Source organism: Rhodococcus sp. T9N, assembly GCF_024436645.1.
Taxonomy (GTDB): Bacteria; Actinomycetota; Actinomycetes; order Mycobacteriales; family Mycobacteriaceae; genus Rhodococcus_F; species Rhodococcus_F qingshengii.
Genome location: NZ_JAMSKS010000005.1, coordinates 69,864 through 82,238, shown reverse-complemented (window position 1 = coordinate 82,238; position 12,375 = coordinate 69,864). Strand labels below are relative to the sequence as shown.

Annotated in this window: 14 protein-coding genes; 9 read left to right on the top strand and 5 right to left on the bottom strand. The window is 62.0% G+C overall.

Annotated elements, in window-relative coordinates; translation table 11 throughout:
• The first annotated feature begins 117 nt into the window (after window positions 1-117).
• Window positions 118-912 carry an SDR family NAD(P)-dependent oxidoreductase gene (locus M1L53_RS10820; RefSeq protein ID WP_054187462.1) on the top strand — a complete coding sequence of 265 codons (795 nt, stop codon included), beginning with the start codon at window positions 118-120 and terminating at the stop codon, window positions 910-912.
• A gap of 1 nt (window position 913) precedes the next feature.
• On the opposite strand, the gene M1L53_RS10815 is transcribed toward M1L53_RS10820, so the two are convergent.
• The 4 genes from M1L53_RS10815 to M1L53_RS10800 are packed head-to-tail and all read right to left on the bottom strand — an operon-like array spanning window position 914 to window position 3,680.
• Window positions 914-1,372, bottom strand: a complete 459-nt coding sequence (locus M1L53_RS10815; RefSeq protein ID WP_054187461.1) for a nuclear transport factor 2 family protein — start codon at window positions 1,370-1,372, stop codon at window positions 914-916.
• Between the two features lie 51 nt (window positions 1,373-1,423).
• Window positions 1,424-2,212: an SDR family oxidoreductase gene (locus M1L53_RS10810; protein WP_020909164.1), complete on the bottom strand. Its 789-nt coding sequence runs from the start codon at window positions 2,210-2,212 to the stop codon at window positions 1,424-1,426.
• Between the two features lie 30 nt (window positions 2,213-2,242).
• Window positions 2,243-2,539, bottom strand: coding sequence for a hypothetical protein (locus M1L53_RS10805; RefSeq protein ID WP_003940353.1), 297 nt, complete (start codon window positions 2,537-2,539; stop codon window positions 2,243-2,245).
• Window positions 2,517-3,680 (bottom strand): Rieske 2Fe-2S domain-containing protein, encoded by a 1,164-nt coding sequence (locus M1L53_RS10800; protein WP_003940257.1) that lies wholly within the window; start codon window positions 3,678-3,680, stop codon window positions 2,517-2,519. Before M1L53_RS10800 ends, M1L53_RS10805 begins: the two co-directional genes overlap by 23 nt.
• Window positions 3,681-3,917: 237 nt before the next feature.
• Between M1L53_RS10800 and hsaA the strand changes: the two genes are divergently transcribed.
• The 7 genes from hsaA (at window position 3,918) to M1L53_RS10765 (ending at window position 9,857) form a co-directional block, all read left to right on the top strand.
• The gene (gene hsaA, locus M1L53_RS10795; protein ID WP_042448427.1) at window positions 3,918-5,084 is read left to right on the top strand and encodes a 3-hydroxy-9,10-secoandrosta-1,3,5(10)-triene-9,17-dione monooxygenase oxygenase subunit; all 1,167 of its coding nucleotides are present in this window, start codon (window positions 3,918-3,920) and stop codon (window positions 5,082-5,084) included.
• A 38-nt stretch (window positions 5,085-5,122) separates the two neighbouring features.
• Window positions 5,123-6,415: a glutamine synthetase family protein gene (locus tag M1L53_RS10790; RefSeq protein WP_054187460.1), complete on the top strand. Its 1,293-nt coding sequence runs from the start codon at window positions 5,123-5,125 to the stop codon at window positions 6,413-6,415.
• A 65-nt stretch (window positions 6,416-6,480) separates the two neighbouring features.
• Complete coding sequence (locus M1L53_RS10785) at window positions 6,481-6,840, top strand: helix-turn-helix transcriptional regulator (protein ID WP_003940373.1); 360 nt, start codon at window positions 6,481-6,483, stop codon at window positions 6,838-6,840.
• Window positions 6,833-7,294 (top strand): SRPBCC domain-containing protein, encoded by a 462-nt coding sequence (locus M1L53_RS10780; protein ID WP_050656857.1) that lies wholly within the window; start codon window positions 6,833-6,835, stop codon window positions 7,292-7,294. Before M1L53_RS10785 ends, M1L53_RS10780 begins: the two co-directional genes overlap by 8 nt.
• A gap of 81 nt (window positions 7,295-7,375) precedes the next feature.
• Window positions 7,376-8,257, top strand: coding sequence for an SMP-30/gluconolactonase/LRE family protein (locus M1L53_RS10775; protein ID WP_030536983.1), 882 nt, complete (start codon window positions 7,376-7,378; stop codon window positions 8,255-8,257).
• Between the two features lies 1 nt (window position 8,258).
• Window positions 8,259-9,275, top strand: coding sequence for a TIGR03617 family F420-dependent LLM class oxidoreductase (locus M1L53_RS10770; protein ID WP_050656598.1), 1,017 nt, complete (start codon window positions 8,259-8,261; stop codon window positions 9,273-9,275).
• Window positions 9,276-9,305: 30 nt separating this feature from the next.
• Complete coding sequence (locus tag M1L53_RS10765; RefSeq protein WP_007732686.1) at window positions 9,306-9,857, top strand: pyridoxamine 5'-phosphate oxidase family protein; 552 nt, start codon at window positions 9,306-9,308, stop codon at window positions 9,855-9,857.
• A gap of 79 nt (window positions 9,858-9,936) precedes the next feature.
• Here the strand turns inward: M1L53_RS10765 and M1L53_RS10760 are convergent, their stop codons facing one another.
• The gene (locus M1L53_RS10760; protein WP_054187480.1) at window positions 9,937-11,469 is read right to left on the bottom strand and encodes an FAD-dependent oxidoreductase; all 1,533 of its coding nucleotides are present in this window, start codon (window positions 11,467-11,469) and stop codon (window positions 9,937-9,939) included.
• 153 nt (window positions 11,470-11,622) lie between these two features.
• On the opposite strand from M1L53_RS10760, the gene M1L53_RS10755 reads away from it, so the two are divergent.
• Window positions 11,623-12,249 (top strand): TetR family transcriptional regulator, encoded by a 627-nt coding sequence (locus M1L53_RS10755; RefSeq protein ID WP_030536987.1) that lies wholly within the window; start codon window positions 11,623-11,625, stop codon window positions 12,247-12,249.
• Window positions 12,250-12,375: the final 126 nt, after the last annotated feature.

Genomic DNA, 12,375 nt, shown 5'->3' with positions numbered 1-12,375 from the left:
GAAAGTTGGACGAGGCTGTCGATCCTGCGTTGACTGGTAGTGATCGGGCAATCGCCGAGCTGTCAACTCCGGGCACGTGAGATCCGGGTATGGCGATTCTCCGCGAAAGGAACAGATATGAACAGGCTCGAAGGCAAGAATGTAGTGATCACAGGCGCCGCCAGTGGAATCGGGCGTGCAGCAGCACAACTCATGGCGGCAGAGGGCGCCAAGGTGTTGGTCGCCGACCTCGATCCTGCGCGTGCAGAGGAATCGGCGGTGGCGATTCGCGAGACGGGTGGCAATGCAGTGGGTTTCGGCGTCGATGTCATGAACGAGGACTCTCTGGCAGCGATGATCGAAAAGGCGGTCGCCGAATTCGGCGGCATCAACGTCCTGTGTAATCACGTGGGCGGTAGTAACCCGCGCAAGGATCTCGACCTGCTCCGGATGGACTTGGACGAGTGGGATCGCGTGATGTCGCTCAACGTCCGCAGCACTGTCGTCGCTTCACGACTTGCCATTCCGCACATGAACAGTGCCGGTGGAGGATCGATCGTCAACACGGCCTCGGTAGGTGGATTGATCGGGGATTCCCTGCAGTCTGCCTACGGATCCGCCAAAGCGGCAGTCATTCGTCTGACGCAGTACATCGCAGTCCAGTACGGAGCAAACGGTGTTCGGTGCAATGCCGTAGCGCCGGGCGCGATCATGACACCCGCTCTCGTGGACAACATCCCCGCTGATGTCATCGACGGCATGAAGCAGGCAAACGCCCTGCCTTACCTCGGCGAACCCGAAGACATCGCGCATGCCATGGTCTACCTGGCTTCGGACGAATCTCGCTACATGACGGGGCAGACCCTGGTGGTCGACGGCGGACTCACCAGCAAGAGTCCGCTCGCGACCGGCCGTTCGTCGATGTTGAGCTGAATCAGCTCCGCCAACCGCTGGGGCCGGCGCCCAGAACCTCGATGGATCCCTGACTGGCGTGTGAATGCTTGGTGCGGTGCGTCATTCGCCACTTTCCGTCGATCCGCGCCCATGAGTCGTGGTAGTCGCCGAGGGTGAAGAAGTTCAGGTGAGCCTTGCTCCCGGTGCCCACATGCATGTCGCTGACATAGGAGCGGCTGGTGGCGAGATCGCCGACCACCTCGACCAGCACGTTACCGATCAGATGTTGGGTGGGACCGCACTCGTCGAGGAACGAGCGGATGGACGCCACTACCTCGGCGGGTCCGCGCAGAGTTCCGGTGCCCAATTCTGCCGTAGCGTCCGGCGTCATGATCCGGTGGAGTTCATCCCACGCTCGCGCATCCATGGCTCGGGCGAACTCGAAGATGGAGCGGGTGATCTCGCGTTCGTCGAGAAGAGTGGTGATGTCGATGCTCATGCTGTGCGCCTTTCTTAACGTCGGGGGGTTAATAAAGGCGCACAGCAGATGTCAGCGGTTGAGCAGCTTGCGCATCGCTTCGGCAGCGCCCTTGACCATCTTGTCTCGGGGGAAGCCACTGCGCTTCTTGGCGCCTTCGTAGTTTCCTGCAGCCACCCAGATCGGGCCGTCGGCAAGGTGTTCGAGACCTTCACGTGCAACATCTTCGGGCTCTGCGACGTTCATGCCCGGGATGTCGAAGTTCAGTCCCGCGCGAATCATAGCGGGTGTGCGAGTGACACCGAGAATGAACTCGACGACGTGAACGCCGTACGGCTGGAGTTCGAGCCACAGGCTTTCGGCGAAGATGCGCCCGAATGCCTTGGACGCCGCGTAGATGCTCTGGTGCTCGGAGCCCATGAATCCGGCCAGCGAACCGAGCAGCATGATGCCGCCGCGTCCGCGATCCTTCATCAATCCGCCGAAGTGGTGCGAGAGTTCGAGCTGCTTGTTGATGTTCAGCTCGATGACTCCGGCAAATCCCGTCAGATCACCGGTCACGAACTCGTGGCCGTAGCTGTTGGCGCCGGCGTTGAAGATGAGCAGGCCGACCTCGACGTCGTCGGTGACCGCCTTGATCTGATCGAGCGCGTCCGGAACGAGCAGATCCAATGCGAGAGTGCGTACTTCGACGCCGTTGGCGCGTGCCTTGGCCGCGGTCTCCTCGAGCGGGCCCGGCTTGCGGGCGATGAGAACGAGGTTGATGCCGATCTTGCTGAGCTCGTCGGCGAACCCTGCGCCGACACCTTCTGAACCGCCGGCGATGACTGCCCACGGGCCGTAGTACTGAGGATCGATCATTACTACCTTCTTCGAAAGATGTTGGCTTGACTAGTGAAACGGAGTCGGTACGGGTTCGCTGTCGTCGACGATCGGCTGAGGCACCGGCTCGTCGTTGAGGATCTCGAGTTCGCCCGCTGTTGCAGCGTTCACGATGGACGCGATCAAGGCGCCGCACTGCTTGCGAGGGGCACCGGGTCGTCCCTCTCGCTGCCCGAATTCACGGTCGTCGGCGATTTCGAGGCACTGGGCGCGGGCCTGGTCACTCCACTGAACGGTGGTGTGTTCCCAACTGTTCTTCTGGACCAGGACCTGAGCCTTGCACTCAGCGCACTGAAGAGGCTGCATCTTCGTCTGCCTTCTTTGCAGCGAGGTTGTCTTCGACTTCCTTCTGCCAGGCTGCGACGGGTCGCGCGGTGTCGAGTTCGAATTCGAAGCGCTCGGTCATCTCGGGAGCGATGTCCGCGACATCGACGTAGAACTGTTCGTACCAGCGACGGAGCTGGTAGACCGGGCCGTCTTCTTCGCACAGGAGCGGGTTCTCGATGCGAGTCTTGTTCTTCCAGATCTCGACGTCCTGCTCGAAGCCCTTGGCGATGAACGTGCCGAAGTTCGCGGCCATCGCGTCGGCGGCTTCACCCTGGAAGCGATCCGACTTCTTGACGATGATGCCGTACTGGAGCACGAACTTGTCCGCACTGACCGGGTAGTGGCAGTTGATGAGCACAGAGTCGACGTTGTAGTCCTCGTACTCGTAGGTCAGGTCGTCGACCATGAAGGAGGGGCCGAAGTACGTCGCAACCGAGTTGCTGCCGACCATCTTCGGGGTGCCAGCTGCGTGGGGACGCATGTCCGAGCGAGCGACGCCGCGCATGTACTGCGTTGCGGCGTGGCCTTCGAAGACGTTCTTGAAGTACGTCGGGAAGGAGTAGTGCACGTAGAAGAAGTGCGCCATGTCGACGATGTTGTCGACGATTTCGCGGCAGTTGGTGTCGACGGTCGTGGTGTACCAGACCCAGTCGCTCCACTCGTCGCTGAGCGCGCCTTCGATGCGGGGGATAGCCACGTCGTCGGTCGGCGGGTTGCCCTCGGGGTCGTGCCAGACGAAGAGCATGCCGTCCTGGTCGAGGGTTTGCCAGGCGCGCGTCTTGGCCAGCGGGGGGACGCGGCGTGCGTACGGAATTTTCTGGCACTTGCCGTTGCCGCCCCAGCGCCAATCGTGGAACGGACAGGCAATGGCGTCGCCCTTGATGGTGCCCTGGCTCAAGTCGCCACCCATGTGACGGCAGTACGCGTCGAGGATCTTGACGTTGCCTTCACTGTCGGCGAAGACGACCAGTTTGGTGCCGAACGCCTCGATGGAGTGCGGCTGGCCGTCCTTGAAGGACTCCGTGAGTCCAATGCAGTGCCATCCACGCGCAAAGCGTGTAGGCGCGGTTCCAGCTTGGATCTCGCGAACCTCGTCGTTGTCGGACTGAGTGATCGTCACGATGAGTCCCGTCCTTTCCAGGGGCAGTGTCGACGCCCGACGCTAGGGGAGCGTGAATTGCCTCTGGGGTCTCGTCTCACTGGCCGGGACCAGCGGCGAGCGCGAGGATCCGGCGGCTGATCCCGGCCTCCGGGACTTCCGATCACCGGAACGCGTGACCGACATATCGTGACGGGGCAGCCGTTATGTCTATCTGCCGATCCGCTCCCTCACGGTTCGGTGCGAGGAGTGTCTCCCATGGTCAACAAGGTCCTGAGTTCAGTCCGTGATCTGCTTCCGAAGATCGCGGCCCGCGCTCAGAAGGTCGACGATTCGCGCAAGATCTCCGAACGGACCATCCGGGAGCTGTCCGAAGCCGGCGTCTTCTCCATGCTGGCGCCGAAAAGATACGGAGGTGCCGAGAGCGACCCGGTTCAGTTCTACGAAGTGGTCAGGGCCATCTCGGCTGCCTGCGGCTCGACCGGTTGGGTCGCGTCGGTGGTGGGGGTGCACCCGTGGCATCTTGCACTTTTCGACGACCGAGCGCAGGCCGACGTGTGGGGAGAGGATCAGACGACGCTCATTTCGTCCGCCTATGCGCCGGTCGGTCGACTGACGGCGGTGGACGGAGGCTACGAGCTATCGGGCCAGTGGGGTTTCTCCTCCGGTTGCGACCACGCGAGTTGGGCGTTGCTGGGAGCGATGGTGGTCGGCATGGATGGTCGTCCCGTCGATTTCATGACGGTGTTGGTGCCGCGCACCGATTACGAAATCCGTGACGTGTGGGATGTCGTGGGGATGCGCGGCACCGCGAGCAACGAGATCGTGGTCGACAAGGCCTTCGTTCCCGAGCACCGATTGAAGCGCAACTACGAGACCGCACAACTGCGTGGTCCTGGCCAAGCGGTCAATCCTGGCCCGCTGTACAAACTTCCGTTCGGGAGCATCTTCACCTCGACGGTTGCCGCTCCGTGTGTGGGCATCGTCGCCGGTTGTTACGAGGGGTACCTGGACGTGATGCGTGAGCGCGTCCGTCTGAGTTTGGGTGGTGGACGGTTCAGTGAGGATCAGTTCGCTCAGGTCGCCGTCGCACGTGCGTCGTCGGAGATCGATGCTGCGATTCTGCAGATGGATCGCAATATCCGGGAGATGTACGAACTTGCTGTGGCCGGTCAGGAGCTCCCACTCTCGATGAGGCTGCGTGCGCGTCGTGATCAGGTTCGTGCGACGGAACGCTCGGTGGAAGCGATCGACATGCTTTTCAAGACGGCAGGCGGGAACTCCCTCTCTCGCGGAAACCCGATCGAGCGTGCGTGGCGTGACGTTCATGCGGGCAGCGTTCACGTTGCCAACGAACCCGAGCGCGCGTTGGCGCTCTACGGCCGGGCGGCGTTCGGACTGCCGGTGGAGGACAACCTGATCTGACGGGTTGGCGCGTCACCGGGTGGGGTATTTGCCTTTGGATGAGGGAAGTACCGGCTCTGACCATCGGCTCGATCGTCGACATGGCGGGTGTCGCGCGCGCGAAGGTGATGCCGGCCGGCCGAACCGGTGTCTTCGAGAAAGCCGGTGCGGGAGTCTCACCGAGCTGGAACGTCTTCTGTAGCGACGATCGGATTGCCTTCACCGATTCCTTTTCCGTCGTGGGTGATCTCCGGTTGCGTATCGACCGCTCCGACCTCCGTGATCTCGGCGGGGGCGTGTCGTGGGCGCCGGCGACGTTGCACGAGCAAGACGGTGCGACGGCTGCCGTGTGTACTCGGTCCGCACTCACTGCCGTCGTGGCGCGGCTTGCCGCCGACGGACTGGAAGCTCGGGTGGGTCACGAGATCGAGTTCACTCTTTTCGGTGATGCGTGCAACGGAGCGTGGTCGGCGTACGGGTTAGGTGCAGTCCTGCTCCGCGAGGACTTCCTCAAGGACCTTCTGCGCAATGCCGAACGCGCACAACTTCATATCGAGCAAGTGCATGCAGAGTACGGACCGGATCAATTCGAGATCTCCATCGCTCCGGCAACTCCTGTTCAGGCTGCCGACCTGGTGATACTGGCCCGGATCTTGATCAGCCGCACTGCCAGAGCCCACGGATTGGCGGCCTCGTTTTCACCGATACCTACGGTCGGAGGTGCAGGGAACGGTGCACACCAGCACTTTTCGTTGAACTCAGGTGGGCGGCCCGTCTTCTCCGGTGGCGGGCAGGAGTACGGGATGACCGACAAAGGATCGTCAGCTTTGGGTGGAATCCTCTCTCACCTCGCGGAATTCACGGCCGTCTTTGCGTCCTCACCGCTCTCCGGGGTCAGGCTGCGACCGGACAATTGGTCGGGGGCCTACGTCTGTTGGGGGCTCGAGAACCGGGAAGCGGCACTGAGGTTCTGCGCAGAGTCACCGTCGAATCCACACGGCGCCAACGCCGAAGTGAAAATCGTCGATCCATCGGCCAACCCGTATCTGGCGACCGCTGCGATACTTGGCCTTTCGCATATCGGTATCGGCAATGCCTCGCCATTGCCGCCGGAAATTGTGGTGAACCCGTCGACTCTCACGGAGGCGGAACGTGATGAGCGCGGGGTGACCCGAGTCCCCACCGATCTGCGCGAGATAGTGCAGAAGTTCAACTCCTCCTCGGTGGCGAAGGAAATCTTCGGGGAGTCGATCATCGAAGCGATGGTGTCAGTGAAGGGAGTTGAGCGCGAGACTTTCTCCCAGATGGACGAGGCGACAACCGTCGAGCGGCTTCGATATACCTGGAGCTGAAAGGGTTGACGCGCAAGATGTCGAGTCCTATGTTTAAGCTATTCCTTAATTAAGGAGTTGCTTACATGGACGAGCGAAGTGGCCGACTCGATGCAGTGTTCAGCGCATTGGCCGACCCGACGAGGCGTGAAATGCTCTCTCGCCTCACTGATGGTTCGATGACCGTCGGTGAGTTGGCCGAGCCGTTCGAAATGAGTCGACCCGCCATCTCTCAGCATTTGAAGGTGCTCGAGCGAGCCGGTCTCATCGAACGAACCGCCACCGCGCAATGGCGCACGTGCACCCTTCGCGCAGAGGGTCTCGACGACGCCAGCGCCTGGGTCGACGAACACCGGCGAGGCTGGAACGAACGCTTCGACCTCCTCGACGAGCGTCTACGTGAGCTGAAGCAACGTCGACCGAAGAAGGAGAAGGACAATGAGTGACCAGAACGTCGATGCCACTGCAGAATTCACCATCACCCGGATCTTCGATGCGCCGCGCGACCTTGTCTGGCAGGCGTGGACCGACCCCGACGAGGCGGCGCGCTGGTGGCATCCGAAGGGTGTCAGCAGTCCTCGGGAGTACGTCACGATCGACCCCCGGGTTGGCGGAACGTACCGCTACCTGATGATCAACGACGAGAACGGAGCCGAGTACCCCACCGGCGGAACCTATCTCGAGGTCGACGAGCCGAAGAGGCTGGTCTTCACCTGGGGAAATCCGAGTGATCCGGTGGATGCCGCACCTCGGATAACGGTCACGCTCGCAGAACGGGGTGACAAAACCGAGATGACCTTCCACCTGGTAGGAATTCCGGGATTCAAGGGTGACGGGAATGTGTACGACGGATGGGAATCCGCTTTCGACGTGTTGGACGAAGTTCGCGCCGGCGACTAGTCGGGAATCGGACACCGCGACAGCGGTGCCGGTGATTGAATGGGGCTGATAGACCATTCGTCACCGACGCAGGAGAGCCTGATGGCACCAGAAGTTGCGGTAGTTCTCGAGGGATACACCTACTTCGAATGCCCGCGCTGGCACGAGAACCGGATCTGGGTATCGGACTTCTACACCTACCAGGTGATTTCGGCCTGCGAGGACGGGACAGACATACGCGTCGAGGCGGAGGTTCCAGGGCAGCCGTCCGGGCTGGGGTGGCTTCCGGACGGCAGATTACTGGTCGTCTCCATGCGGGACCAGAAGATTCTGCGGCGAGAATCCGATGGCGAGTTGGTGGTGCACGCAGACTTGTCCGGGTACGTCAGTGCCAACGTCAACGACATGCTGGTCGACGCACAGGGACGAGCGTACGTGGGCAACTTCGGGTTCGATCTGATGAACCTGGCCCCCGTCGAGACGGCAGATCTCCTCCGCGTCGACCCGGACGGATCGGTGCACGTCGTCGCGCGAGATCTCCACTTCCCCAACGGAATGGCTCTGACGTCGACCGGAGATCTGCTCGTGGACGAAACGCTGGGAAATCGAATCAGTGCGTTTGCCGTCCAGGCCGACGGCTCTCTGGGTGAACGCCGCGACTGGGCGTCGTTCGGGCCGGTGCCTGGTGGACCCGAGATGGAGACCACCCTCGCTCAGATCGTCGTTGCGGCGGACGGGTGTTGTATCGACGGAGACGATTCGATGTGGGTGGCCGATGCCCTCGGAAGCCGTGTTCTTCATGTGGGCGCCAGCGGGGAGATAGTCGACGAAATTGCCTTCGACAGCGGTGTCTTCGCTTGCGGACTCGGCGGTTCCGACGGTCGTACCCTGTTCGTTTGTGCCGCCCCGGATTTCAACGAACACGCTCGCAAGGTGGCTACCGAAGGAAAGCTGCTGTCGATTCGCCTGGAGCCTTTGAGCTGATATGGAATTGGTGACCTCGCTACCTGCCGACACTCCGCTGCGGCAGGTAGCTCAGCACGTCCGACGCATCGAGAACCTTGGTTTCGACACGGTGCACATCTCCGAAACCATTCGTGATCCGTTTGCGGTGGCGGCCCTGGCCGTCGAGCACAGCAGTACTCTCACTGTCCGGACGTCGATGGTTGTCGCGTTTGCGCGCAGTCCCATGGTGACGGCTTTGGCTGCCTGGGATCTTGCGGGTTTCTCGGGTGGGCGATTTCAACTGGGGCTTGCGACGCAGGTGCGTGGGAACATCGTCGGGCGGTACTCGATGCCGTGGACGGATCCTGTTGCGCAACTGCGTGATTACGTCAGCGCTGTACGCGAGATCTTCCGAGTTTTTCAGGAGGGCGGTGAACTCGACCATGCCGGAACGCACTACACCTTCGACCGGCTGCAGCCCTACTTCAATCCGGGGCCGCTCGATGTTCCGGCTCCGGAGATCTGGACCGGGGGAGTGAACTCGCGCATGTGCTCACTGGCGGGAGCCGTCGCCGACGGTTTTGTTTCTCACCCCACCAGCTCCCATCCGAAGGTGCTCGCGGAGAGGATCATTCCATCGTTGACGGCAGGAGGAAGGAAGCCGCGACTGATTGCCGTTCCGAAGATGATCACCGGCAAAGATCCTGCCGCGATACTTGCTCAACGAGAAGCGGTGCGCAGTGAACTTGCCTTTCTCTACTCCACTCCGGCGTACCGAGTCGCGCTGGAGGTCCTCGGATTATCCGAGGTCGGGGAAGAACTGACAGTGATGGCGCGGGCAGGTGATTGGGCTCGACTACCTGCCGTCCTCACCGACGATGTTCTCGACAGGCTGGTCACGCAATGCACCTACGCCGAACTCCCCGAGGTGCTGAGTTCGAAATACGCGAGTCTCTGCGACGGCATTGCACTGGCGGTGCCGGCGAATCCCGCCGACGACCGCGTCTTCGCAGCGATGTGTGAGGAGATTCGAGCCGCCGCAGCGTCTGCCCCGTGACGTCCAGTCGGCGCGAACTACACTCTCGACATGGGGCGCGTCTACGAAGGCATCGATGAAAAGCTCACCACGTGGTTGCAGGCTCAACCGCTGTTCGTCGTTGCCACCGCACCGTTGTCTGCTGACGGGTTGGTCAATTGCTCACCCAAAGGGGGAGTCGGATCGTTTGTGGTGCTGACATCCAACCGGGTGGCGTACCTCGACCTCACCGGCAGCGGTGTGGAAACCATCGCGCACGTGCGCGAGAACTCCCGAATAACACTGATGTTCATGGCGTTTGACGGACCACCGAAGATCGTACGACTGCACGGTCACGGACACGTTCTGCTTGCAGGGTCGGAACCGTTCAACGAGCTTGTCGGTAGGTTCCCTGAGCACCCGGGGCTGCGGTCGATCGTCGTGGTCGATCTGACGCGCATTTCGGATTCGTGCGGATACGCAGTACCGCTGATGGACTACCAATCCGATCGTGACGTGCTCGACCGCGTAGCGGAGAAGAGGGGGCCGGAGCGGCTCATCGCCTATCGCGCCGAGAAGAACGCGAAGAGTGTGGACGGGTTGCCCGGTATCGACCTGGAGTGATACAAAATCGCGTCGCCGTGCGAAAGAGTGTGGGGCAGGTGATTCTGACATTGCCTGCCCCACGTCCTCGTTGTGCTGGTTACTTCGCCATGTCCTGGGCTGCTCGGTACGAGAAGACCATGGCCGTGCCGAGCGGAACGCCAGGACCGGGGTAGAAGCGGCCGCTCAGTGACGCGCTCGTATTGCCGGCGGCGTACAGGCCGTCGATGGCGCTGCCGTCGGCACGCAGGACTCGACCGTTGACGTCGGTGACCAATCCGCCCTTGGTGCCGAGGTCACTGAGGACGATGCGGGCCGCGTAGAACGGACCGTTCTCGATCGCCGTCAGTGCCGCATTCGCGCCGCCGTTGGGTGGGCAGAAGAATGCGTCGTACGGGTCTTCGCCGCGATGGAACTCTTCGTCGACTCCCAGCTTTGCGGCGTCGTTGAACTTTTCGACAGTGCTGCGCAATGCGTCGGCCGGCAGTCCGGTCTTGGCGGCGAGTTCTTCGAGAGTGTCGGCGGCGACCCAGGTTCCGGCCTCGAGGTGCTTGGCGGGCGCCGTGTTCGGGATGCAGATGGCAGGTAGTCCGCCACCCTCGCGCGAGTCGAAGATCATGAACGACGGCACTGCAGAACCGTTGTCGTCGTGCGCATCCATGGCCCGGCCGAACTGGTCGTACGGGAGAGACTCGTTGAGGTAACGCTCGCCCGCGTTGTCGACGACGAGTCCGCCGCGAACGCCGACCATGAATGCGGCGCTGCCGTCCGGCTGCTCGACGCCGGGGCAGAACCACGCCTGATCGAGCAAAGCGGTTGCGCCACCGACAGCAATTCCGGCGGAGATCGCGTCACCGGTGTTGGCGCCGAAGGGACCCATACTCCAGATCGCTTTGCCGGGGGTGCCGGCCTGCTCACGCATCTCGGCGTTGCCTTCGATGCCGCCCGCTGCCATCAGCACACCGCGGTTCGCCTTGATTCGCTGGGTTTCGCCGCCGGATTCGACCTCGGCGCCGACAACCCGACCGCCTTCCACGATCAGGGAGGTGAGGATGGATTCGGTACGAAGTTCTGCGTTACCGGTGCTCTGGACTGCGGCCAGCAGTCGGCCGATCAGTGCGCGCCCACCGATCATCGGGCCGGGAGCATGATCCTGACCGGTGCGGTCTTGGTCGAGTTCCGGACGCACCTTGCCGGCGAGGTCACCGATGTCGGCAGGATCGAGATCGAGAGGGTTGATGGAGCGTCCCGTGTCCATCCGGCCTTCGGCCTTGTAGTAGTCGGGGAACGCACGGAACTCGAATTCGATGTGCGGGTTCTGCTCGAGTAGTGCGACGACATCGGGAGCGGTCTCGACATAGGCATCCTGGCGCTCGGACTCGGCGTCGCCGAGCAATGCGCGCAGATAGGTGCGTGCGTTCTCCGTCGAGTCGGGGAGTCCCGCACGTTCCTGTACTTGGGTTCCCGGCAGCCAGATGGATGCGCCCGAGTACGCGGAAGTTCCGCCGAAGCGATCGGTTTTCTCGAGGACGATCGTCGTCAATCCTCGAGCTGCCGCGGTGTATGCGCCGGTCAGCGCGCCGCCGCCGGAGCCGACTACCAACACGTCGCACTCGGTGGTCCAGTCCTGCATCATTGCGTCCTAACTCCAAGAGGGTGGGGTGTCCACGGAATACCGCACGGGGAGAGAAGGCCATGCCAGGTCCCACTGAGCGGGCAATATGCCGAGATGGGTGGTCGAGATGAGAGAATTGGCGAGGTCGTTCGCGACCGGGACACAGAATCGATGATGGGGGCGACGTTGCCGAGAATTGCCGAGGTCAGGGACGCTGCAGAGCCCAGTTCGGACGAGCAGCGGGCGCGCCATGTGCGGATGCTGGAAGCGGCAGCCGAATTGGGGACCGAGAAGGAACTCTCACGGGTACAGATGCACGAGGTCGCCAAGCGGGCGGGCGTGGCCATCGGCACTCTTTATCGCTATTTCCCCTCGAAGACGCACCTCTTCGTCGCTGTGATGGTCGAGCAGATCGACCAGATCGGTGCCAGCTTTGTCAGGCATCAGGTTCAGTCGGACAATCCGCAGGATGCGGTGTACGAGGTATTGGTTCGCGCGACTCGCGGGTTACTGCGTCGGCCGGCTCTCTCGACTGCGATGCTGCAGTCGTCCAGTACCGCCAACGTCGCGACGGTGCCGGACGTGGGAAAGATCGATCGCGGCTTCCGGCAGATCATCCTCGACGCGGCCGGGATCGAGAACCCCACCGAGGAAGACAACACCGGGTTGCGTCTGCTGATGCAGCTGTGGTTCGGGGTCATCCAATCGTGCCTCAACGGTCGAATCTCCATCCCCGATGCGGAGTACGACATCCGCAAGGGATGCGACCTGCTTCTGGTGAATCTCTCACGGCACTGACGTGACTTCGCCCCTCTCTGGGGTGGGTTCGTCATGTTCGCAAAATTGAAATCAATTCTATTTTCGAATCCGCATCGGTTGGGAGTTGATGTCAATCCGGACATTGCCCTGACATCATTAATAGAA

Coding starts and splice junctions, on each gene's coding strand:
- M1L53_RS10820 (WP_054187462.1), top strand. CDS start 118: ATGAACAGGCTCGAAGGCAAGAATGTAGTGATCACAGGCGCCGCCAGT.
- M1L53_RS10815 (WP_054187461.1), bottom strand. CDS start 1,372: ATGAGCATCGACATCACCACTCTTCTCGACGAACGCGAGATCACCCGC.
- M1L53_RS10810 (WP_020909164.1), bottom strand. CDS start 2,212: ATGATCGATCCTCAGTACTACGGCCCGTGGGCAGTCATCGCCGGCGGT.
- M1L53_RS10805 (WP_003940353.1), bottom strand. CDS start 2,539: ATGCAGCCTCTTCAGTGCGCTGAGTGCAAGGCTCAGGTCCTGGTCCAG.
- hsaA (WP_042448427.1), top strand. CDS start 3,918: ATGGTCAACAAGGTCCTGAGTTCAGTCCGTGATCTGCTTCCGAAGATC.
- M1L53_RS10790 (WP_054187460.1), top strand. CDS start 5,123: ATGAGGGAAGTACCGGCTCTGACCATCGGCTCGATCGTCGACATGGCG.
- M1L53_RS10785 (WP_003940373.1), top strand. CDS start 6,481: ATGGACGAGCGAAGTGGCCGACTCGATGCAGTGTTCAGCGCATTGGCC.
- M1L53_RS10780 (WP_050656857.1), top strand. CDS start 6,833: ATGAGTGACCAGAACGTCGATGCCACTGCAGAATTCACCATCACCCGG.
- M1L53_RS10775 (WP_030536983.1), top strand. CDS start 7,376: ATGGCACCAGAAGTTGCGGTAGTTCTCGAGGGATACACCTACTTCGAA.
- M1L53_RS10770 (WP_050656598.1), top strand. CDS start 8,259: ATGGAATTGGTGACCTCGCTACCTGCCGACACTCCGCTGCGGCAGGTA.
- M1L53_RS10765 (WP_007732686.1), top strand. CDS start 9,306: ATGGGGCGCGTCTACGAAGGCATCGATGAAAAGCTCACCACGTGGTTG.
- M1L53_RS10760 (WP_054187480.1), bottom strand. CDS start 11,469: ATGCAGGACTGGACCACCGAGTGCGACGTGTTGGTAGTCGGCTCCGGC.
- M1L53_RS10755 (WP_030536987.1), top strand. CDS start 11,623: ATGATGGGGGCGACGTTGCCGAGAATTGCCGAGGTCAGGGACGCTGCA.